23 protein-coding genes are annotated in these 23,038 nt (G+C 40.8%); all 23 read left to right on the top strand.

Going from position 1 to position 23,038, the window contains the following annotated elements; all coding sequences use genetic code 11:
* The first annotated feature begins 574 nt into the window (after positions 1-574).
* The 23 genes from rpmH to VOI46_RS16820 all read left to right on the top strand — a co-directional run bounded on the left by rpmH (position 575) and on the right by VOI46_RS16820 (position 22,625).
* Positions 575-709 carry a 50S ribosomal protein L34 gene (gene rpmH / locus VOI46_RS16930; RefSeq protein WP_004335215.1) on the top strand — a complete coding sequence of 45 codons (135 nt, stop codon included), beginning with the start codon at positions 575-577 and terminating at the stop codon, positions 707-709.
* A 7-nt stretch (positions 710-716) separates the two neighbouring features.
* The gene (rnpA, locus tag VOI46_RS16925) at positions 717-1,142 is read left to right on the top strand and encodes a ribonuclease P protein component (protein WP_004588060.1); all 426 of its coding nucleotides are present in this window, start codon (positions 717-719) and stop codon (positions 1,140-1,142) included.
* A 125-nt stretch (positions 1,143-1,267) separates the two neighbouring features.
* Positions 1,268-1,543, top strand: a complete 276-nt coding sequence (gene yidD, locus VOI46_RS16920; RefSeq protein ID WP_004588061.1) for a membrane protein insertion efficiency factor YidD — start codon at positions 1,268-1,270, stop codon at positions 1,541-1,543.
* Positions 1,544-1,551: 8 nt separating this feature from the next.
* Positions 1,552-3,186 carry a membrane protein insertase YidC gene (yidC, locus tag VOI46_RS16915; RefSeq protein WP_004588062.1) on the top strand — a complete coding sequence of 545 codons (1,635 nt, stop codon included), beginning with the start codon at positions 1,552-1,554 and terminating at the stop codon, positions 3,184-3,186.
* A 135-nt stretch (positions 3,187-3,321) separates the two neighbouring features.
* Positions 3,322-4,686: a tRNA uridine-5-carboxymethylaminomethyl(34) synthesis GTPase MnmE gene (mnmE, locus tag VOI46_RS16910; RefSeq protein ID WP_004588063.1), complete on the top strand. Its 1,365-nt coding sequence runs from the start codon at positions 3,322-3,324 to the stop codon at positions 4,684-4,686.
* 902 nt (positions 4,687-5,588) lie between these two features.
* Positions 5,589-6,038 (top strand): FMN-binding protein MioC, encoded by a 450-nt coding sequence (gene mioC / locus VOI46_RS16905; RefSeq protein WP_004588064.1) that lies wholly within the window; start codon positions 5,589-5,591, stop codon positions 6,036-6,038.
* Positions 6,039-6,464: 426 nt separating this feature from the next.
* Positions 6,465-8,354 carry a tRNA uridine-5-carboxymethylaminomethyl(34) synthesis enzyme MnmG gene (gene mnmG / locus VOI46_RS16900; RefSeq protein WP_004588065.1) on the top strand — a complete coding sequence of 630 codons (1,890 nt, stop codon included), beginning with the start codon at positions 6,465-6,467 and terminating at the stop codon, positions 8,352-8,354.
* 15 nt (positions 8,355-8,369) lie between these two features.
* On the top strand, positions 8,370-8,990 hold the full coding sequence (rsmG, locus tag VOI46_RS16895; RefSeq protein WP_004588066.1) for a 16S rRNA (guanine(527)-N(7))-methyltransferase RsmG: 621 nt from the start codon (positions 8,370-8,372) through the stop codon (positions 8,988-8,990).
* Positions 8,991-9,004: 14 nt separating this feature from the next.
* On the top strand, positions 9,005-9,790 hold the full coding sequence (locus tag VOI46_RS16890) for a ParA family protein (RefSeq protein WP_004588067.1): 786 nt from the start codon (positions 9,005-9,007) through the stop codon (positions 9,788-9,790).
* A gap of 20 nt (positions 9,791-9,810) precedes the next feature.
* Positions 9,811-10,737: a ParB/RepB/Spo0J family partition protein gene (locus VOI46_RS16885; RefSeq protein WP_004588068.1), complete on the top strand. Its 927-nt coding sequence runs from the start codon at positions 9,811-9,813 to the stop codon at positions 10,735-10,737.
* A 142-nt stretch (positions 10,738-10,879) separates the two neighbouring features.
* Positions 10,880-11,260 (top strand): ATP synthase subunit I, encoded by a 381-nt coding sequence (locus tag VOI46_RS16880; RefSeq protein ID WP_004588069.1) that lies wholly within the window; start codon positions 10,880-10,882, stop codon positions 11,258-11,260.
* Between the two features lie 15 nt (positions 11,261-11,275).
* Positions 11,276-12,133, top strand: a complete 858-nt coding sequence (atpB, locus tag VOI46_RS16875) for a F0F1 ATP synthase subunit A (RefSeq protein ID WP_004588070.1) — start codon at positions 11,276-11,278, stop codon at positions 12,131-12,133.
* Positions 12,134-12,184: 51 nt separating this feature from the next.
* Positions 12,185-12,418 carry a F0F1 ATP synthase subunit C gene (gene atpE, locus VOI46_RS16870; protein ID WP_004588071.1) on the top strand — a complete coding sequence of 78 codons (234 nt, stop codon included), beginning with the start codon at positions 12,185-12,187 and terminating at the stop codon, positions 12,416-12,418.
* 42 nt (positions 12,419-12,460) lie between these two features.
* Positions 12,461-12,931, top strand: a complete 471-nt coding sequence (atpF, locus tag VOI46_RS16865; protein ID WP_004588072.1) for a F0F1 ATP synthase subunit B — start codon at positions 12,461-12,463, stop codon at positions 12,929-12,931.
* Between the two features lie 16 nt (positions 12,932-12,947).
* The gene (gene atpH, locus VOI46_RS16860) at positions 12,948-13,481 is read left to right on the top strand and encodes a F0F1 ATP synthase subunit delta (protein ID WP_004588073.1); all 534 of its coding nucleotides are present in this window, start codon (positions 12,948-12,950) and stop codon (positions 13,479-13,481) included.
* A gap of 14 nt (positions 13,482-13,495) precedes the next feature.
* Positions 13,496-15,037 (top strand): F0F1 ATP synthase subunit alpha, encoded by a 1,542-nt coding sequence (gene atpA, locus VOI46_RS16855; protein ID WP_004588074.1) that lies wholly within the window; start codon positions 13,496-13,498, stop codon positions 15,035-15,037.
* A gap of 60 nt (positions 15,038-15,097) precedes the next feature.
* The gene (atpG, locus tag VOI46_RS16850) at positions 15,098-15,958 is read left to right on the top strand and encodes a F0F1 ATP synthase subunit gamma (RefSeq protein WP_004588075.1); all 861 of its coding nucleotides are present in this window, start codon (positions 15,098-15,100) and stop codon (positions 15,956-15,958) included.
* 33 nt (positions 15,959-15,991) lie between these two features.
* On the top strand, positions 15,992-17,377 hold the full coding sequence (gene atpD / locus VOI46_RS16845; RefSeq protein WP_004588076.1) for a F0F1 ATP synthase subunit beta: 1,386 nt from the start codon (positions 15,992-15,994) through the stop codon (positions 17,375-17,377).
* Positions 17,378-17,390: 13 nt separating this feature from the next.
* Positions 17,391-17,813 carry a F0F1 ATP synthase subunit epsilon gene (locus VOI46_RS16840; RefSeq protein WP_004588077.1) on the top strand — a complete coding sequence of 141 codons (423 nt, stop codon included), beginning with the start codon at positions 17,391-17,393 and terminating at the stop codon, positions 17,811-17,813.
* Between the two features lie 248 nt (positions 17,814-18,061).
* Positions 18,062-19,420: a bifunctional UDP-N-acetylglucosamine diphosphorylase/glucosamine-1-phosphate N-acetyltransferase GlmU gene (gene glmU, locus VOI46_RS16835; protein WP_004588078.1), complete on the top strand. Its 1,359-nt coding sequence runs from the start codon at positions 18,062-18,064 to the stop codon at positions 19,418-19,420.
* A 221-nt stretch (positions 19,421-19,641) separates the two neighbouring features.
* Complete coding sequence (locus VOI46_RS16830; RefSeq protein ID WP_138725011.1) at positions 19,642-19,989, top strand: hypothetical protein; 348 nt, start codon at positions 19,642-19,644, stop codon at positions 19,987-19,989.
* Positions 19,990-20,057: 68 nt separating this feature from the next.
* A complete protein-coding gene (locus tag VOI46_RS16825; RefSeq protein WP_004588080.1) occupies positions 20,058-20,663 on the top strand; it encodes a DUF1240 domain-containing protein in 606 nt (201 codons plus the stop codon).
* Between the two features lie 159 nt (positions 20,664-20,822).
* Positions 20,823-22,625 carry a choice-of-anchor I family protein gene (locus VOI46_RS16820; protein ID WP_324738102.1) on the top strand — a complete coding sequence of 601 codons (1,803 nt, stop codon included), beginning with the start codon at positions 20,823-20,825 and terminating at the stop codon, positions 22,623-22,625.
* Positions 22,626-23,038: the final 413 nt, after the last annotated feature.

Raw genomic sequence — 23,038 nt, 5'->3', positions numbered from 1 at the left:
TAATGATTAAAAATCATGCATTTATTGCGTTCAATTGGCCAGCTACCCGACCCAAGACCGGGTATTATGAAGGCACTTTATCCACAAGTAAAAGATTGATTTTTATAAAATTGTTGATATCAGTGTATAAATATCTTAACAGACTGATTTATAGCGACTTTTATTTTAAAGCCTGATAACAGATCATAACAAAAACACACTGAGATCGCGAACCAATTTTACGATCTAAATGAGTTTTCCCATGCTTTTATTCACTTTTTAAACACCAGCTGTGGAAAACTTCTTAATTATGATGATCCTAGTTGATCACCCTACTTTATTACGGTCCACATTCTTTTAATCAGTCTCGGCCATTAATTCGCCTTTTTGCGTAAAAGCAGACCATTTTGCTTTAAAATTAATCCATAAATATCAAGCCAGCGTACAAAAAATGTAATAAACACGGTGTTTACAGCGCAATTATGATTGACTTTAAAGTGCTTAATCTATAATATCTCGCGCTCGCAATGGCACCTGTGCCAGGATCGCGACCTGCATAGGATGTTTTAACTTTAACCGATCGGATGAGATTGTTATGAAAAGAACTTTTCAACCTAGCGTTTTAAAACGCAAACGTGCACACGGCTTCCGTGCTCGCATGGCAACTGTAAATGGCCGTAAAGTATTAGCACGTCGCCGCGCTAAAGGCCGCAAAGTTCTTTCTGCTTAATATATAAGTGGAAGACTTTAGCTTTGGCAGGGAGTTACGTCTGTTAACTCCCTCGCATTACTCTCGCATATTTAACGAACCCGCTCGGGCTGCAACTCCTTTATTTACTCTTTTAGCTAAACCTAATGACCAAGATAAACCTAGGTTAGGGCTCACTGTTGCTAAAAAACGTGTAAAAAAGGCATGCCAACGTAACCGTATTAAACGACTCGCTCGCGAAAGTTTTCGTTTAAATCAACACACCATCGATAATATCGATATTGTGCTTATGGTAAAAAGTGGTATTGATGAGCAGTCTAACGAAGAAATAACCAAACAACTTACAAAGCTGTGGCGTAAAATAAATGAACGCTGCAAACCTGGTGCACCTAAACCACCACCTTTTAAAAAACGCCCAAACAAATCAGCTAAATCTAATAAACAAATCCGATAGCAATAGAATTGCAGGGTTAATTAGGGTATCTTTAGCTCACCTTTTAATCATGCGTTTAAAATCTCTAATTGAGCCTTTAAATACATGGTATCTATTCACTAAATATACGCAGGGGTATAAACACCATGAGGTTACTTAAACCACTTGTTGCTATTCCAAAGCGTTGTTTAGTGTTATTTATCCGCGGTTATCAAATGTGGATAAGCCCACTACTAGGCCCGCATTGTCGTTTTAATCCAAGCTGCTCTCATTACGCTATTCAAGCAATTAATTTGCATGGATTTGTAAAAGGGAGTTGGTTAGCACTTAAACGCATATTAAAATGCCATCCTTTACATTCAGGCGGAGAAGACCCCGTTCCTGAAAAATTAACCCGTATTAACCACCAACACGAGAAATAAGAGCTGTTATGGAATCGCAACGCACGTTTTTATTAATCGGTTTAATGTTAGTGTCGTTTTTATTATTTCAAGAATGGAATAATGACTACAACACACCTAAAGCCGATCCTAGTGCCACTACACAAACACTAAACACAACGTCACCAGAGTCAGATGATTATATACCGTCATCGTCAGATTCAGGTTTACCTGCTTCGGCTACCGCTGCTAAGCGTTCAGTTATTGACATTACGACTGACGTTTTCAAAGTAAAAATAGACACCAAAGGCGGTGACATTGTTGAAGCAGACTTACTCCAATACGAAGAAGTAAAAGGTGAAGAAACACCATTTATGCTTCTAGGCGAGTTTGATGGCAATCAATACTTCTCACAAAGTGGTTTAATTGGTTTAAATGGCCCAGACGCATCAGCGAATGGTCGCCCTACTTACCAAGCAACGCAAAAAGCCTACACGCTAAGCGGTGATGAGCTACGTGTACCACTTACCTATGTTGATAGTAATGGCGTTAGCTTCACTAAAACATACGTATTTAAAAAAGGTCAATACGATGTAGGCCTAGAGTACACAGTAAATAATGCTACAAGTGCGCCAGTGCAAGTACAGCTATACACGCAAATTAAGCGTACCGTACAAGAAAAAGGCAGCTTAGTAGATCAAAACTATTTAGGTGCAGCTTACGGTACTGATGAAGAGTCGTACGAAAAATACAGCTTTTCAGATATGGCTGACAAAAACCTTAATAAAAACACCCAAGGCGGTTACGTTGCATTTATTCAGCATTACTTTGTAAGTGCATGGGTACCTAAGCAAGACGAAACACACACGCTTTACAGCTTAATTACTAAAAGTAATGCCGCTATTATTGGTACAAAAGCAGCGCCTATAAATATACAAGCCGGCAGCGAGCAAACTCTTAATGCGACTTACTACATGGGTCCTAAAGAGTCAGATATTCTTGAAGCGATTCACCCAGATTTAGACCTGACTGTAGATTACGGTTGGTTATGGTTTATTTCGCAACCTTTATTTGTACTTCTTAAATGGCTACACAGTATTTTAGGTAACTGGGGTGTCGCTATTATTGCCATCACTATTATCGTTAAATCGTTAATGTACCCGCTTACTAAAGCGCAATACACGTCAATGGCAAAAATGCGCGCCCTTCAGCCTAAAATGGCTGCACTAAAAGAAAAATATGGTGATGACCGTCAAAAGTTCGGCCAAGCTACTATGGAAATGTACAAAAAAGAAAAAGTTAACCCTATGGGTGGCTGTTTCCCTATTTTGCTACAAATGCCAATTTTCTTAGCACTATTTTACGTATTCTTAGAATCAACAGAGCTGCGCCATGCAGAGTTCATTCTTTGGCTAACTGACCTTTCTACAAAAGACCCATACTACGTATTACCAATATTATTTGGTGCAAGTATGTTTGTGACGCAAAAACTACAACCAATGACGGTTACCGACCCAATGCAGCAAAAAATGATGACCTTTATGCCGGTTATCTTCTCTGTATTCTTCTTATGGTTCCCATCTGGTTTAGTACTTTACTGGTTAGTGTCTAACCTTATTTCTATTGTCCAGATGCTTATCATCTACCGTGGCATGGAAAAGCAAGGTATAAAAGTAAGAGGCTAGCTTAACGGCTACTCATATAAAGGCGACTTAGGTCGCCTTTTTTATTGCCTATTTTTTACCACAGCTATTCGCTACCAATAAATGCATAGGTTACAATAGCGCCATTAAAGTTACTCTCGTTGGCAAATAAATAGCATGATCAATCAAGACACAATTGCAGCACAAGCGACCGCTCCTGGGCGTGGTGGCGTAGGTATAATTCGGGTTTCTGGCAGCCTTGCTAAAAGCGTGGCCGAAAAAATAATAGGTAAAGTACCTAAGCTTCGCTATGCCGACTACGTTCCTTTTAAAAGTTTAAGCGGCGAGCAACTCGACCAAGGCATCGCTATTTATTTTGCAGGGCCAAATTCATTTACCGGCGAAGACGTACTTGAACTGCAAGGTCACGGCGGCCCTGTTGTACTCGACATGCTATTAAAAGAAATTAGCCAAATAGAAGGCGTTCGCTTAGCTAAGCCTGGTGAGTTTTCTGAGCGCGCTTTTATGAACGACAAGCTTGATTTAACCCAAGCAGAGGCTATTAGCGATTTAATTAATGCAACCTCAGAGCAAGCAGCTAAAAGCGCCCTACAATCGCTACAAGGTGAGTTTTCTAAACACATTGAAACCCTAGTAGAAAAAGTTATTCATTTACGTATGTATGTAGAGGCAGCCATTGACTTCCCTGATGAAGAAATTGACTTTTTATCCGATGGCAAAGTATCAGGCGATTTAGATGCCATTATCAGTCAATTACACACAGTAACGAGCCAAGCTAAGCAAGGCAGTATTATGCGAGAAGGTATGCGCGTTGTTATCGCAGGGCGCCCTAATGCCGGTAAATCAAGCCTACTTAATGCCCTAGCAGGACGCGAAGCTGCCATAGTAACCGAAATAGCCGGTACTACTCGCGACGTACTACGTGAGCACATTCATATTGATGGTATGCCACTGCATATTATCGATACCGCAGGCCTACGTGAAAGCCCAGACCGCGTTGAACAAATAGGTATAGAGCGCGCGTGGGATGAAATAAATCAAGCTGATCGCGTGTTGTTTATGCTTGATGGCACTGACACCACCGACACCGACCCACACGCAATTTGGCCTGAGTTTATGGCAAAATTACCGCAAGGTATGGGTGTTACCGTTATCAGAAATAAAGCCGATTTATCGGGCGATGCAGTAGGTATGGATGAAAACCAACAATACCCAGTAATTAGTTTAAGCGCTAAAAATGCGCAAGGTATTGAGCTTGTACGCGACCACTTAAAAGCTTGTATTGGCTTTCAGGGCGCAACAGAAGGTGGATTTATGGCGCGCCGCCGCCATTTAGATGCACTTGAACATGCCGCCTATCACTTAGATACTGGTAAAACGCAGTTAGAAATGCACGTCGCCGGCGAAATATTAGCCGAAGAGCTACGCCTAACGCAGCAGTACTTAAACGAAATAACCGGTGAATTTACCTCAGACGACCTACTAGGCAAAATATTTAGCTCGTTCTGTATTGGTAAATAACTCGCTAAAGCAGCATAAAATAACACTTACTTTAGGGCACATTAGTGCCCTTTTTTATGCCCGGTATAAAAATTTAAAAAGCTAAAATGGGGCTAAAATTAAATAAAAACGCGCCTGATTTTAGCGTATTCAACTCACCTCTTTAATCTCTTACAGTATAAAAATACACCACGTTAAGCGCGTAATTGGCGCTCGATATAGCTTAAAAAAGTACCAATATGCCGCTAAAAAGCATCCTTAAGTAGATCGTTTTAACTACGGTTTGTGAATTTATAAGCAAAAGTAACCGGTACTATTAAGGCCAACACCCTCGTTTTTAATTGATCCACCAGCAAAACTCCTCGCTGAACTTGAAAAATAATAAGACTAATTAAAAAAGGTTATCCACAATCGCCTACTTTATGGCTAATAAAACAAAAATAGCGGCACATTTATAAGCTTAAACCGCAACGATCTATAAAAAAGCGTAGTTTATTACACATATTTTCACTTTTTTAGGGCAGATCTGCTTAATCGGATCGTTTTTAAAAATTATTTTTGATCGCCCTTTTAAGTTATCAACAAGATTACTATCCACATTATGATCAACAACAGGTTAGCTATATAAAAACGTGGGCTGGTGGCCTCACTTATAATAAAAAATCAATGACTTAGCTATATTTAGATCTACAAAACATACTAGTTAAGCAGAGCTTTCCCCAACCTTATCAACAACTTGATCAGAAGATTACATTTAAATAGTTTTTGTTAATTCATTTATATTCAATAACTTATACAAGCATTTACAACAAAGAGCAAAAACAACTCAAAAATAGTTATACAAAATTACAAAGGTTTTCTTTACTGCAAGGCTAACTCAGTTATCATAGCGGGCAAATAAGTAAAGTGTGATCAGTTTAAATATGAGTTCTGTAAATATAATCGTTGGTAGTCAAATGGGATCTGCAGAATATGTAGCAGAACAACTATGTGATGAGTTAAATAACCAAGGTATAAGTGCTGAACTACATGATCAACCTAATTTATCTGATATTGATCAACACAATACAATCTGGCTTATATGCACATCGACCTATGGCGCGGGCGATTACCCCGACAACCTTTTACCATTTATTGAGCAGCTAAATCAGCAAAGTGACTTATCTGCAATTAAATATTCAGTCATTGGCTTAGGCGATACCAGCTACGACACCTATAACCTTGCTGGGCGTAATATAAATAGTTTAATGGCCAGCAAAGGCGCAACATGCATAGCGCCAAGGCTTGAATTAAATATTCTTGATGAGGCATTACCCGAAGATACCGCCCTAGAGTGGTTAGATTCGTGGATAGAGAAAACACAATTAAAGTAATGTGATCGAATAAAATGCATAAACAAAGTTACCCACAATTTACTAATAATTTAATAGATTTTGTGGATAACCGCTGATCAAACTGCGTTTTTAAGCATGCTTATCCATGGCATAAGATCCAATCGATATTGGGCTGTGTATAAACCCCCTTTTTGATCAGAGCTTATTTGCCTGATGATCCGATCATATTAACACCTTTAGATCTGATCTAATTTTATGTTTTAAATGAATAAATAGAGCTTATCAACAGAAAACCCGATCACTAGTAGTAATAGTATTAAAAGATCTCTTTAAAAGATCCTTTATATTATAAGTGATCAGTGACTTAGATCTTGCCCACTGTTTAATCATTTATCTTCTGCTAATTTCTAGGTAGAATACGCTCCCTTTTGAAGTTTACTGGTTTGATTAAGTAGGATCCCATTAATGATTTTTCACGAAAAGTTTGACGTTATCGTAGTAGGTGGTGGACATGCAGGCACTGAAGCCTCATTGGCTGCTGCACGTATGGGGATGAATACCCTGCTGCTAACTCATAATATGGATACACTTGGTCAAATGTCTTGCAACCCTGCAATTGGTGGCATAGGCAAAGGCCATTTGGTTAAAGAAATTGATGCGCTAGGCGGTGCTATGGCACAGGCTATTGATAAAGGCGGTATTCAATTTCGTACCTTAAATTCTTCAAAGGGACCTGCTGTTCGTGCAACTCGAGCACAAGCTGATCGCGCTTTATACAAAGCAGCAATTCAAAACACATTACAAAACCAAGAAAACCTAAAAATATTTCAACAATCGTGTGATGATCTTATTGTTGAAAACGACAAAGTTGTTGGCGTAGTAACCCAAATGGGACTACGTTTTAGCGCACCTAGTGTTGTATTAACCGTAGGTACTTTCTTAGGTGGCCAAATACATATTGGTTTAGAGAATTTTAAAGGTGGTCGTGCAGGCGATCCCCCTTCAATTGCACTTGCTGATCGTTTACGTGAATTACCTTTTAGAGTAGACCGTTTAAAAACAGGTACTCCACCACGTATTGATGCCCGTACAGTTGATTTTAGCAAGATGCAAGAACAACCAGGTGATGCGCCCACACCAGTATTTTCGTTTATTGGTAAACAAAGCGATCACCCACAGCAAATACCGTGCTATATCACCTACACAAACGAAAAAACCCATGAGGTTATTCGTAACAATTTACATCGCTCGCCTATGTACTCTGGCGTAATTGAAGGTATAGGACCACGTTACTGCCCTTCAATAGAAGATAAAATTGTGCGCTTTGCTGATAAAGACAAGCACCAAATATTTGTAGAGCCTGAAGGTTTAACATCGTACGAGCTTTACCCTAACGGTATTTCAACCAGCTTACCTTTTGATGTGCAGTTACAAATTGTGCAATCGATAGATGGTTTTGAAAACGCACATATTTGTCGCCCTGGTTATGCTATTGAATATGATTTCTTTGACCCACGTGATTTAAAACAGTCATTAGAAACCAAATTTATAGACGGGCTATTTTTTGCAGGCCAAATAAATGGTACTACTGGTTACGAAGAAGCCGGTGCACAAGGTTTAATTGCCGGCATGAACGCCGCTTTACAAGTACAAGGCAAAGATGCATGGACTCCACGTCGTGATGAAGCGTATGTGGGCGTACTAATAGACGACTTAGCAACGCTTGGTACAAAAGAACCGTACCGTATGTTTACTAGCCGTGCGGAATACCGTTTATTATTGCGTGAAGATAACGCTGATATTCGCTTAACAGAAAAAGGCCGTGAACTTGGTTTAGTTAGCGATGAGCGCTGGCAGGCATTTAACGAAAAAATGGAAGTGATCGAAAAAGAGAAACAGCGTATTAAAGAAACCTGGATCCATAAAGATCATGCTGTGGTTGATCAAGTAAACGCCTTATTAAAAACACCGCTTACTCGTGAAGCAAGTTTAGAGGATCTACTTCGTCGTCCAGAAATTCGTTACGACGATTTAATGGCTATTGATGGGCTTGGATCTGAGTTTACAAACCAAGCTGCACTTGAACAAGTTGAGATCCATACTAAATACGCAGGCTACATTGCGCGCCAGCAAGATGAGATCAATAAACAGCTTCGTCATGAAGAAACCATTTTGCCTAAAGAGTTCGATTACTCAACGGTATCGGGTTTATCAAACGAGGTAGTTGCTAAGTTAACGGATGCGCGTCCAGACACTATTGGCCAAGCTTCTCGTATTTCTGGTATCACCCCAGCGGCGATTTCGCTATTATTAGTGTATCTGAAGAAGCAAGGCTTATTACGCAAAACTGCGTAATGGTAAAGGTAAACTGTGTTACAGCAACAATTAACAACATTGTTAGCGCAAACTGATATTGCGCTAACTGAAAAACAACAACAGCAATTAGTTAAATACGTTGAGTTACTAAACAAATGGAACAAAGCGTATAATTTAACGTCTGTACGCTTACCAGAAGAAATGATGATTAAGCACATTATGGATAGCTTAGTTGTTGCACCTCATTTACCCGGTCATCATTATATTGATGTAGGCACAGGTCCTGGCTTACCAGGTATTGTATTAGCTATTGCACTACCTGATACGCAATTTGTATTGCTTGATAGCTTAGGCAAACGCGTTCGCTTTTTAATGCAAGTTAAACACGAGCTCGGGCTAAATAATGTCACCCCTGTGCAGTCAAGAGTTGAAGAATATCAACCAAGTGTTAAATTAGATGGCGTACTAAGTCGTGCGTTTGCTTCACTGCAAGATATGGTTGATTGGTGTTCACACTTAATTGATCACTCAGGCAAATTTATAGCGCTTAAAGGTGTGTTTCCTAGTGAAGAGCTAGAGTCACTTCCTGAGGGGGTAAAATTTGAAGATAAAATCTCGCTAGTAGTGCCTGAGCTTGATGCACAACGACATTTAATTATTCTTTCTAAAGACTAGGGATCAGAGACATAGTGGCAAAAGTCATCGCATTAGCAAATCAAAAAGGCGGCGTTGGTAAAACAACAACGGCTGTTAATCTCGCTGCATCTATGGCTGCAACGAAGCGTAAAGTGCTGTTAATAGATCTCGACCCCCAAGGCAACGCTACGATGGGTAGCGGTGTAGACAAATACGGCGATGTCGCCACCATTTACGATTTACTCATTGAAGAAAAGCCTATGGATGAAGTGATAATCACTGAAACCTCGGGTGAGTATCATATGATAGCGGCCAACGGCGATGTAACCGCAGCAGAAGTAAAATTAATGGAATTGTTTGCACGCGAAGTACGCCTTCGTAATGCGCTTGAAAAAATACAAGATAAATACGAATTTATTTTTATCGACTGCCCGCCTTCACTAAATATGTTAACAGTAAACGCCATGGCTGCTGCTGATTCTATTTTAGTACCTATGCAATGTGAATATTATGCGCTTGAAGGGTTAACCGCATTAATGGACACTATTACGCAACTTGCAAAGTTAGTTAACCCTAACTTACAAATTGAAGGCATTCTTCGTACTATGTACGATCCGCGCAATCGATTAGCAAATGATGTATCAGAACAATTAAAACAACATTTTGGCGATAAAGTATACCGCACCGTGATCCCACGTAATGTGCGTCTTGCCGAGGCACCTAGTTTTGGTGCACCAGCAATGTACTACGACCGCGCATCAAGTGGCGCAAAAGCCTACTTAGCACTTGCGGGCGAAATGCTACGCAGAAAAGAAAAAACAGCGCCGGTAGTCGCCTAACTTTAAGGTAAAAAAATAACATGTCTGCTAAAAAACGAGGTTTAGGCCGAGGACTCGATGCCCTTTTAAGTTCATCAAAACCAGCGCCGAGCTCAAGCAAGGAACAAGACACAGTAAATGTGACTGAAGCTGTACAAACTGCAGCACAGCCCGTTGCGAATGAATTGCAAAAGCTGCCTATTGAGTTTTTACACTCAGGAAAATACCAGCCTCGTAAAGATATGTCTGAAGAAGCGCTTGAGGAGTTAGCAAGCTCTATCCGCTCTCAAGGCATTATTCAGCCAATTGTGGTGCGCCCTGTTGCAGAAAATAGCTTTGAAATAATTGCCGGTGAGCGCCGTTGGCGTGCTGCACAAATAGCAAAGCTTGAAAGCGTACCTTGTATTGTAAAAGATGTGCCAGATGAAGCCGCCGTTGCTATTGCGCTGATAGAAAATATTCAGCGTGAAGATTTAAACGCAATGGAAGAAGCTATCGCTTTAAACAGATTATTGAATGAATTTGAATTAACGCACCAGCAAGTTGCCGATGCGGTGGGTAAATCGCGCACGACCGTGACCAATTTACTACGATTAAACAATTTAAATAGTGATGTTAAAATTCTGTTAGAGCATGGCGACATAGAAATGGGCCACGCACGCTGTTTATTAGCCCTTGAAGGTGAAGCACAATCTGACGCTGCAAGATTAGCCGTTGCTAAAGCGCTAACTGTTCGCGAAACCGAAAAGTTAGTACGCTCAATTTTAGAGCCGGTTGCTGCTAAAGAAGCACCAGAAAAAGACCCAGATGTTAAGCGTTTAGAGCAAAAATTAGCCGACAACTTAGGGGCTAAAGTAGAAATAAATTATAACGCGAAAGGCAAAGGTAAGTTGGTTATTTCTTACACCAATTTAGATGAGCTTGATGGCATTTTAAATCGTATAAATCACAGCAATACCGACCATTAAAATTTTACATGTCCGATAAGAGACATTTGTAGCTATTTTGTGTTACAAAGCGTCTACTCAAGTTGCAAAACTGGTAGGATTAAGTATAATTTCGCCAGTTTTCACACCCAAACAATTAGAACGCCATAAAGGTTAACTAAACGTGACTAATAAGTTAGCAAGACCTTATAGGCTTGCCGCATTTAAATTAATTTGTCTTCAGGGTATCGTAGCACTTGTAGCTGCAGTAATTATTTTTGTTGGTTGGGGAGTAGACGCCAGCGTATCAGCACTTGCCGGTAGCAGCGTAGCAATACTTCCCCACCTAGTATTTGCGCTTTATGCATTCAGATATATGGGTGCAAGCAAAGCAAATCAAGCGTATACCTCGTTAAAACGCGGTAACGGATTAAAATTTATGCTAACAATCGTATTGTTTGCACTGATACTCAAGTCAACCACGGTCGTTTTAGTGCCGTTTTTTTGTGTTTACGTATTTGTGCTCTTTACTGGATTGTTTGCACCCGTTTTTTTTAAACATTAACTTTTGGGATATAACATGGCTGCAGAAGAAGTTACTATATCAAGCCATATCCAGCATCACTTAACAAACGCTAAGATGTGTATGACCGACTCAGGTCTTGCCTTCAACAAAGCGTGTGCAGACAGTGGTTTCTGGACATGGAATATAGATACCCTCGCATGGTCAATCGGACTTGGTCTATTATTTTTATGGACCTTCCGAAGCGCCGCAAAGAAAGCTCACACCGGAGTACCGGGTAAATTTCAATGTTTTATTGAAATGATTGTTGAGTTCGTTGGAGACAACGTACGTGACACTTACCACGGTAAAAGCAAATTAATTGCTCCATTAGCCTTAACAATTTTTGTTTGGGTGTTCTTAATGAACTTAATGGATTTAATCCCAGTTGATTTCTTACCTGCACTTGCTGGTTTTGTTGGTGAACAAGCCTTTGGCATGGACTCACACGACGTTTACATGAAAATTGTACCTACCACAGACATAAACTTAACCGCTGCATTAGCATTGGGCGTGTTTATTCTGATGATTGGTTACTCTATTAAAATTAAAGGGGTTGGTGGCTTCATTAAAGAGCTTACACTTCACCCGTTTAGCTCTAATAGCAAAGTGGCTATGATTTTCTTAATTCCTTGTAATTTATTACTAGAAACAATCGCTCTAGTGTCTAAGCCCTTCTCGTTAGCACTGCGTTTATTCGGTAACTTATACGCTGGTGAATTGATATTCATACTTATCGGCGCAGTTGGTTTAATGCAACTTCCGTTGCACTTTGTTTGGGCTGTATTCCATATCTTAGTAATCGTGTTACAAGCATTCGTATTTATGATGCTAACCATTGTTTACCTAAGCATGGCAAGTTCAGACAATCACTAATTTATACACTTTTTATATTTAACTTTAACAATTGAAACTTTGGAGAAAAAAATGGAACTAGTATTAGGTCTTAAGTACATCGCAGTTGCTTTACTTATCGGCTTCGGTGCAATCGGTACTGCTATCGGCTTCGGTAACATGGGTGGTAAATTCCTAGAAGCATGTGCGCGTCAGCCTGAACTTGCACCTTCATTACAAGTTAAGATGTTCATCCTAGCTGGTCTAATCGATGCGGTAGCAATGATCGGTGTTGGTATCGCAATGGTAATCCTGTTCGTACTTTAATTTTATTTTTTGAACAGCTTACTATTTTAAGGAGGAGCGGTCGTGAACATAACAGCCACTCTTATCGGTGAATTAATTGCGTTTACGGTGTTTGTACTATTTTGTATGAAATATGTATGGCCACCACTTAATGATGCAATTGAGTCTCGCCAGAAGAAAATTGAAGATGGTTTAGCTGCCTCTGATAGAGCCGAAAAAGACTTAGAACTTGCGCAACAAAAAGCTGCAGAACAGCTTAAAGATGCAAAAGCTCAAGCGGCTGATATCATTGAACAAGCTAAAAAGCGTGCCGTGCTTATTGTTGACGAAGAAACTGTTCGTGGACAAGAAGAGCGTGAAAAAATTATTGCTCAAGGGCACTCTGAAATTGAATCAGAGCGTAACCGTGTAACAGAAGAGCTACGTAAGCAAGTAGCAACTCTGGCAGTGGTTGGCGCTGAAAGAATTTTAGAGCGTGAAATCAATCAAGCCGCACATAGTGACATCGTTGAAAAACTTGTCGCTGAGCTGTAATTAGGAGGGTATGAGCATGTCTGAATTGACTACTATCGCTCGCCCATACGCTAAAGCGGCTTTTGAACTTGCCGTTGAAAAAGGCACGATTGAAAGCTGGAATGACATGTTGTTTTTTGCAGGCGAAGTTGCCAGCAATGAACAAGCATCAGCCATTCTAGCTGGATTGCCTACTGCTACTGCACAAGCTGAGTTATTTATTAACTTATGTGCTGAGCAGCTCAACGAACAAGGTCAGAACCTAGTTAAGGTGATGGCTGAAAATGGACGTTTGATTGCACTGCCTGAGGTTGCTCAGTTATTCGCTGCGTTTAAAGCAGAGTATGACAAAGAAATCGACGTAGATGTGATTTCGGCAACCCCTCTTGCTGCAGCGCAGCAAGAGTCATTGGTAGCGACACTTGAAAAACGTTTCGCACGCAAAGTTAAGCTGAATTGTAGTGAAGACGCTGCAGTTGTTGGCGGCCTTATTATTAAGGCGGGTGACACTGTAATCGACGGCTCAGTACGCGGTAAATTAAACCGCTTAGCCACAACACTACAATCGTAATTGGGAAAAAGAGCATGCAACTTAATTCCACTGAAATTTCAGATCTGATCAAACAACGTATTGAGCAGTTCGAAGTTGTAAGTGAAGCTCGTAACGAAGGTACTATCGTATCTGTTACTGACGGTATCATCCGCATCCACGGTCTAGCTGACTGTATGCAAGGTGAGATGATTGAGCTTCCAGGCAACCGTTATGCTATCGCACTAAACCTTGAGCGTGACTCAATTGGTGCAGTAGTTATGGGTCCTTACGCTGACCTTACTGAAGGCGTAAAAGTATACACAACTGGTCGTATCTTAGAAGTTCCTGTTGGTGCTGGCTTACTTGGTCGTGTTGTAAACACACTAGGTGCTCCTATCGACGGTAAAGGCGCTTTAGATAACGACGGTTTTGAACCTGTAGAAAAAATTGCACCAGGTGTAATCGAGCGTCAATCTGTAGATGAGCCAGTTCAAACTGGTTACAAATCTATTGATGCGATGATTCCAGTTGGTCGTGGTCAGCGTGAGCTTGTAATCGGTGACCGCCAAACAGGTAAAACTGCACTAGCAATCGATGCAATCATCAACCAAAAGAACACAGGCGTTAAGTGTGTGTACGTAGCGGTTGGCCAAAAAGCATCTACTATTGCTAACGTAGTACGTAAATTAGAAGAGCACGGTGCACTTGCAAATACTATCGTAGTTGTAGCATCTGCTTCTGAGTCTGCGGCACTTCAGTACTTAGCACCGTTCTCGGGCTGTACTATGGGTGAATACTTCCGTGACCGTGGTGAAAACGCATTAATCGTATATGATGATTTATCTAAGCAAGCTGTTGCTTACCGTCAAATCTCATTACTACTTAAGCGTCCACCAGGTCGTGAAGCATACCCAGGTGACGTATTCTACCTTCACTCGCGTCTTTTAGAGCGTGCATCGCGTGTAAACGCTGATTACGTTGAAAAGTTCACTAACGGTGAAGTGAAAGGACAAACTGGTTCATTGACGGCATTGCCAATCATTGAAACTCAAGGCGGCGACGTTTCTGCGTTCGTACCGACAAACGTTATCTCTATCACCGATGGTCAGATCTTCTTAGAAACTGACTTATTCAACTCAGGTATCCGTCCGGCAGTAAATGCTGGTATCTCGGTATCGCGTGTTGGTGGTGCTGCACAAACTAAAATCGTTAAGAAACTAGGTGGCGGTATCCGTCTAGCCCTAGCTCAGTACCGTGAATTAGCTGCGTTCTCGCAGTTCGCGTCTGACCTTGATGATGCAACTCGTGCTCAACTTGAGCATGGTGAGCGTGTAACAGAGCTAATGAAGCAGAAACAGTACGCACCAATGTCTGTTGCTGAAATGTCTTTGTCGTTATTTGCAGCTGAGAAAGGTTACCTTAAAGATATCGAAATCTCTAAAATTATGGATTTCGAAGCAGCTTTACTTTCTTATGCAAGTAGCACATACGCAGAGCTTGTGGCTCAAATCAATGAAACTGGTAACTACAACGCCGAGATCGAAGCGCAGCTTAAAGAACTTCTTGAGAAGTTCAAGTCTACGCAAACTTGGTAATTTAGTTATTAATGGTGCGCTTTAGTTTACTAAAGCACACCTTGATTCGGAGAGAGAGTCATGGCCAGCGGAAAAGAGATTAAAAGCAAGATCGGGAGTATTAAAAATACTCAAAAGATCACTAGCGCAATGGAAATGGTTGCTGCGTCTAAAATGAAAAAGGCGCAAGAACGAGTGGCTTCAAGCCGTCCATACGCTGACAAATTACGCAAAGTAATTGGTCGTGTTGCTCAAGCAAATCTTGATTTTACTCACCCGTTCTTAGAAGAACGTGAAGTAAAACGAGTTGGTTATATTGTTATCTCTACAGACCGTGGTCTATGTGGCGGCTTAAACTCAAATGAGTTTAAGAAAGTTGCATTAGACATTAAAGCGTGGAAAGAAAAAGGTGTGGACGCTGAGTTTGCAACTTTAGGTAGCAAAGCTGCTAGCTTCTTTCAACGTTTTGGCGGTCAAGTGCTTGCTAAAAAAGCAGGCCTTGGAGATAAGCCTTCAGTACAAGACGTAATTGGTCCTGTAAAAATTATGCTAGATGCATTCTCTGAAGGTAAAATTGACCGTTTATTCCTGGTATATAACAACTTCGTTAATACCATGAAGCAAGAACCAACAATTGACCAGTTACTCCCTTTGCCAAAAGCTGAAGAAGAAGTATCTGCCCACACATGGGACTACTTATACGAGCCAGGCCCAGACGCTATATTAGAGTCTTTGCTTGTACGCTTTGTTGAGTCTCAGGTATACCAAGGTGTGGTTGAGAACGCTGCCTCTGAACAGGCTGCCCGTATGGTTGCAATGAAAGCTGCAACAGATAATGCCGGCGACCTTATGGATGAGTTACAGCTTGTTTATAACAAGGCTCGCCAAGCGGCAATCACACAAGAAATTAGTGAGATTGTTTCTGGTTCAGCCGCAGTTTAATGCTTCAGGCAAAGATTAACGAGAGGAATAGACATGAGTTTAGGTAAGGTCGTCCAAATTATCGGTGCCGTTGTGGATATTGAGTTTTCTCAAGACAACGTGCCAGCCGTATATGACGCGCTAAAAGTAACAGATGGCGATTTAGCTGGTTTGACTTTAGAAGTTCAACAACAGCTAGGTGGCGGTGTTGTTCGTACTATCGCACTAGGTACTACTGACGGTTTACGTCGTGGCGCAGCGGTAGAAAATACAGGTGAAGCGATTCAAGTTCCAGTTGGTAAAGCAACGCTTGGTCGTATCATGAACGTACTTGGTGAGCCAATCGATGAAGCTGGCCCAATCGGCGAAGAAGACCGTATGTCTATTCACCGTGCAGCGCCTTCATACGAAGAGCAATCAAGTTCAGTAGAACTTTTAGAAACTGGTATCAAGGTAATCGACCTTGTATGTCCATTTGCTAAAGGTGGTAAAGTTGGTTTATTCGGTGGTGCCGGTGTAGGTAAAACCGTAAACATGATGGAACTTATCCGTAACATCGCAATCGAGCACAGCGGCTACTCAGTATTCGCAGGTGTTGGTGAGCGTACTCGTGAGGGTAACGATTTCTACCATGAGATGAACGATTCAAACGTACTTGATAAAGTATCGCTTGTATACGGTCAGATGAACGAGCCTCCTGGTAACCGTTTACGCGTAGCGTTAACTGGTCTTACTATGGCTGAGAAGTTCCGTGACGAAGGTCGCGATGTACTTTTCTTCGTAGATAACATCTACCGTTACACGCTTGCTGGTACAGAAGTATCTGCACTTCTTGGTCGTATGCCATCAGCGGTAGGTTACCAGCCTACACTTGCTGAAGAAATGGGTGTACTTCAAGAGCGTATCGCTTCAACGAAGACAGGTTCAATTACATCAATCCAAGCGGTATACGTACCTGCGGATGATTTAACGGATCCATCTCCAGCAACTACCTTTGCTCACTTAGATGCAACAGTAGTACTTTCACGTGATATCGCATCACTTGGTATCTACCCAGCGGTAGACCCACTTGATTCATCTTCACGTCAACTTGACCCATTAGTAATTGGTCAAGAGCACTACGATACAGCACGTGGCGTTCAAACAGTTCTTCAGCGTTACAAAGAACTTAAAGACATCATTGCTATCCTAGGTATGGACGAGCTTTCTGACGAAGATAAGCAACTTGTATCTCGTGCACGTAAAATCCAGCGTTTCCTATCTCAGCCATTCTTCGTGGCAGAGGTATTTACAGGTGCGCCAGGTAAATACGTTTCACTAAAAGACACAATTGCTGGCTTTAAAGGCATTCTAAGCGGTGAATTTGATGACCTTCCAGAGCAAGCGTTCTACATGGTTGGCTCTATCGAAGAAGCTCAAGAAAAAGCTAAAAGCATGTAATTAGGAGGGTAGTATGGCAGCTATGACTGTACATCTTGACGTAGTAAGCGCAGAGCAGAGCTTGTTCTCTGGTCTAGTTGAATCGATTCAAGTATCTGGTAGTGAAGGTGAGCTTGGTGTTAATGCCGGTCACGCCCCACTACTAACTGCCCTTAAACCTGGTATGGTACGTTTAGTTAAGCAACATGGTGAAGAAGAACTCATCTATATTGCTGGCGGTACACTAGAAGTTCAACCGAACATAGTAACCGTACTTGCTGATACAGCTGTTCGTGGTGAAGACCTAGACGAGCAAGCCGCAGAGCAAGCTAAGCGTGACGCAGAAAGCCAAATGGCTAATGCGTCAGCTGCTGAATTTGATTATCAAAAAGCAGCTATGCAACTAGCAGAAGCTATTGCACAACTTCGCGTAATTCAGCAATTACGTAAAAAGTAAGCCTATCCGGTTTTTAAAAGCCCACGTTATGTGGGCTTTTTTGTGCCTGTAATTTGGCTTTACACTTATATCGGTTAGCAAAGCTAGTTACAATAAGTGTAATTATTATGAATAGTTTGTTTATGATAGATTCAGCCATTATTTTTTATAATACGGCTGAGTATGTATACATGGAGTGACATGCGTAATCTAGTTAAGCTACTTTCATTAACTCCTCACTAAAACAACGGAAAAAGGAAATTGTTTTAATGGCTCTAACAACAGTAATTCTTGCTGCGGGTAAAGGTACTCGTATGCGCTCTGCTCTACCTAAAGTTCTGCACAACGTTGCAGGTAAACCAATGGTGCAGCATGTTATAGATAACGCAAAGGCACTTGGTGCAACCACCACTAACTTAGTTTACGGGCACGGCGGCGAACTATTACAACAACAACTTGCCGATAACGACGTAAACTGGGTACTGCAAGCAGAACAACTTGGTACTGGCCACGCAGTAGCACAAGCAAACCCTCATATTAATGATGACGACACTGTACTTGTTTTATATGGTGATGTACCTCTTACAAAGCAATCAACACTTGAGCGCTTACTAGCTGCAACACCTAAAAATGGTTTGGCGGTATTAACAGTTAATTTGGTTAACCCAAATGGCTATGGCCGTATGCTACGAGAAGATGGCAAGCTTGTAGGTATTATTGAGCAAAAAGATGCAAGCGCTGAGCAGCTACTTATCAGCGAAGTAAACACCGGCATTATGGCGGTTAACGGCAAGCTTTTAAAAACATGGTTAGGCAATCTATCTAACAATAATGCTCAGGGTGAATACTACCTTACAGATATCGTTGCTATGGCGCACAGTGAAGGTGTAGAAATCACCTCAGCACAGCCCGATCATGCAATGGAAGTTGAAGGCGCAAACAACCGCGTACAACTTGCAGGCCTAGAGCGTGCTTATCAAGCATGGCAAGCAGAAGAGTTAATGTTAAATGGTGCCACCCTAGCCGACCCTGCTCGTATTGATGTACGTGGCAATGTTAAAACAGGCGAAGACGTATTAATTGATATAAACGTTATTTTTGAAGGTAATGTAACCCTAGGCAATAACGTACAAATTGGCCCTAACTGCGTACTTAAAAACTGTACCATAGGCGATAACGTTGTAATAAAAGCGAATACCCTAATTGAAGATGCAAGCGTAGCGGCTAAATGTACGCTAGGCCCATATGCTCGCCTGCGCCCTGGTGCGGTAATGGAAGAAGACTCGCACATTGGTAATTTTGTAGAGATGAAAAAAACCCGCTTAGGTAAAGGCTCTAAAGCAAACCACTTAAGTTACTTAGGCGATGCTGAAATTGGTGAAAAAGTGAATATAGGCGCTGGTACTATTACCTGTAACTACGATGGAGTTAATAAAGCAAAAACCATTATTGGTGATAACGCCTTTATTGGTTCAAATTCATCACTTGTTGCTCCTGTAAATATTGGTACAACAGCAACTGTAGGTGCAGGCTCTGTGATCACCAGTACCGTTGAAGATGAACAACTTGCAATAGCACGTTCTAAACAGCGTAATTTAACGGGCTGGAAACGCCCGGTTAAAAAATAGCAACGATCATTACTTATTAAATAATTACAGCGAGTTTAACACTCGCTTTTTATTGCTTAAATTTTGACTATTATTTAAACTCATAGTTAACGGATTAAAAATTACACTCAAGGAAGTCTAGAGCTCATTTAACGGGTACTCGTTATTTAGCAAGCAACCCCAAACTTTTTATTATCGGTGTCGGTAAATTAGAAGCTGCAAAAGCGATGAAGAGTGGGTTTGTGCTCACTCTAGTAATTTCAGTGACATTTCATGCCACAGACTATTTCTTAAACGATCAAAAAACATGGCATGACTTAGTGGCAGGTGTTGCGGTCGACATGGCAGTAGTTGGTGCCGCTATTGCTACAAGCTCAGCTATAATCGCCATGGGTGGGACTTTAATTGCAGGTATTGCTATAGCTCCTTTAATTATCGTTGTATCCGTAGGATTTCTATTTGCTTGGTTTTTTTCAGATACTACAGCATACGTGGATTATGTTATTAAAAGCCTTCGAATCGCTGAAAAAAATATTATAGATAAAAAAATTATAATTAATAATCAAATACAGCAATTAGAGGACTCTTAAAAAGAAAGCCCTGTTGATTTTATGAAGAGATTTTTTTCCATACCTATTTTTAATGAGGCTCCTCGCAAGTGAAGTTCTTAATTTGGAAAGAATTAGAGCCCCAATACGAAGAGGCTCGCAAGAATGAAGTTTTTTCTAAAATTCTATTGTTGTTGATTATTTTAGTAATTATTTACCTGATTGGTATTAATTTTTATTATGAATATAAATTACTTTTTATGAGTAGTGAAGACCCGTTTTATTTTAAAGAAAGCAGTGGCAAAGTTTTGCTAATATCCTTAATTCCATTTTGGTTTTATTTTGCTATGGCAGCAATTCAATTTTTGTTTAAATTTAGTTTTAAGTTATCTATAAAACGAGCCATTCAAAGCGGTATTTACTCTTGTTTATTTTTGGCTATTGGAATTATACCATTTAATGCCTATATAGAATCAAGCATAGAAAAGCGTGGCTATAGTTTTTGTAGTTGGTATACAGCACCTTCATTCCGTGCTCCTGATGTATGGTTAAAAAACGATGAGTTATGCTTACAAGATGGCTCTGTCATAATCAGTGATATAGTCGATTGGTTTGAGAAGAAAAATCAGCAAGGTATTGAGCCTTCTGTTAATGAGCTAAAAGAGTTTATAAAAGAAACTCGAAAAAGGCGTAATGAGAATATAAATAGCTTTTAGCTACAAAGATGATTTCATGGGTAATAAGCTACTCCTTAGCTGCAAGCGAGTTTAACACTCGCTTTTTTATTGCCGAAAGCTAATCAAAATAAAAGTGCCATAGCTTTGTCATACCTGTGTGTTGTTATTTTGTTCAATACCACACTAAGGAAAATAACAATGTTAAAAAGGTCACTTATAGCACTTTCACTCATATCAATATTAACGGGTTGCTCACTAGATGGAGATGACGGCCAAGACGGCACGCAAGGTATCCAAGGGGAACAAGGTACAGCGGGTCAAAATGGTACTAACGGTACTAACGGCACTAATGCAAACTCTGCGTTAAATATAAGTTTAGTAGGCCGCGCTGTACTTAATGCCCAGAGCCCCGAAGGTGCAGCCGAAATAGTCGCATATCAAGCATCTAAAAAGTGGATTTACGCCATTAACAGCTCTGGTGATGAAGCCGTTGTTAATATTATACCCGCCGACACCTTTGATACGGCGGCCCTTGTTCAAGATAACGAAGGGATAGTGAATGCAACTAACCTAACATCAACTAGTACCCTTACCTTAAACGACAACACCCCAGGCGATGCAAACAGCATAGCAATAGATGAAAACAACCAAATGCTAGCTGTGGCTATGGCTGCTAAAAATGTGGGCGAAGCGGGTCAAATTGCATTTTACGACATAAGTGGCGATACACCCGCCTTCATAAAAAATGTACCAGCAGGCTTTTTACCAGACATGGTGACTTTTAATCAAGACGGTACAAAAGTAGTTGTAGCCAATGAAGGTGAACCTAATGGCGATTACAGTATCGACCCAGAAGGCTCTGTAAGCATAATTAATATAGTAGAAGGTGTAGTAGCTGATACGGCAACTAATATTGACTTTACTACTTACAATAGTCAGCAAGCTGAACTTGAGTCTGATGGATTTGTGTTTGCTAACCCTACAGGGCGCACTATTAACGGAAATGTAATAAATACGACAGTAGCTATGGATTTAGAGCCTGAGTACGTCAGCATTTCTAAAGATAACAACTATGCCTACGTATCAATTCAAGAAAATAACGGTCTCGCTATTATTAACCTAGAAGATAATAGCGTAGAGCTAAAAGCGCTAGGCTTTAAAGACTGGTCAGATTTACAAATAGATGCATCAGATAAAGACGGCGGTGTTAATTTTAAATCGTACCCAGGGCTTTATGGTATGTATCAGCCAGATACAATTTCAAGCTTTAGCTGGAAAGGCGCAAACTTTATAGTATCGGCAAATGAAGGTGATGCACGCGAGTACTTCTTTGATGTAACAGATGAAGCAGACTGCACAGCAAAGGGCGGCCTAGATTACGATGAAGATGATGGCTGTCCTGCCTATATAGATGAAAGCCGCGTTGAAGATTTAACGCTTGCAGCTAATTTTGACTACTTAAATAACGACGATGACGATATAGGCCGCTTGAAGGTAAGCACTGTAAAAGGTGATACGAATGACGACGGTCAATACGAATCGCTTTATGCCTATGGTGCACGCTCATTTACTATTTGGGACAGTAATGGGCTGGTGGTATTTGACTCAGGCGATGACATAGGTCGTATTACCGCATCGGTTCATGGTGAAGCCTTTAATAACAATGAAGATGAAAACGAAGGTGACACACGCTCAGATGATAAAGGCGCAGAACCCGAAGCGCTAACAATAGGTACGATAGACGAACGCACTTTTGCCTTTATAGGTCTTGAGCGCATGGGCGGGATTATGGTTTACGATATTACCAACCCTTACGATGTGCAATTTGAAGATTACTTTTATAACCGTGGTGTAATAGAAGGGGCAGATATAACCGGCGACCTTGCACCCGAAGGCATGGTGTTTGTAACTGCCGAACAAAGTGCGACAGGCGAGCCACTGCTTATAATCGGTAATGAGATCTCAGGTTCTATAGCTGTATGGCAAATTGCAGCAAATTAAAACCAACAAAGCAGTACAGCGATTACTAAATGTACTGCTTTTTCTAACGCGCAAATATTAGCTGTAAAATAGCGACTTAACATGCGTGTTTTTTAATCTAAAATCAGCCCGTAGGCCTTTATTTGTATGCGTTTCATACTAAATTCATTTATTTGTCAAAAAGCTGAAATAAAACATTGACCCCCGCTCGAATCTCCCTATAATGCGACCCCACTGAGACGGGAAACGCTGAAGCATAGCAAGGCACAACGGCTTAGAGAGTTAAGTGAAACTTCGGTTTTAAATCTTCTAAAAAGAAAGTTTAAAATTAAGTGTTGACTCGAAAAATAAAGGATGTATTATACGCATCCCTAGCGGCAAGGTCGCAACGTTCTTTAACAATATAAAACAATCATCTGTGTGGGCACTCGTAC

Origin of the sequence: Pseudoalteromonas sp. CuT4-3 (genome assembly GCF_035666335.1) — a bacterium.
Taxonomy (GTDB): Bacteria; Pseudomonadota; Gammaproteobacteria; order Enterobacterales; family Alteromonadaceae; genus Pseudoalteromonas; species Pseudoalteromonas atlantica.
This window is presented reverse-complemented; position numbering and strand designations above follow the sequence as displayed.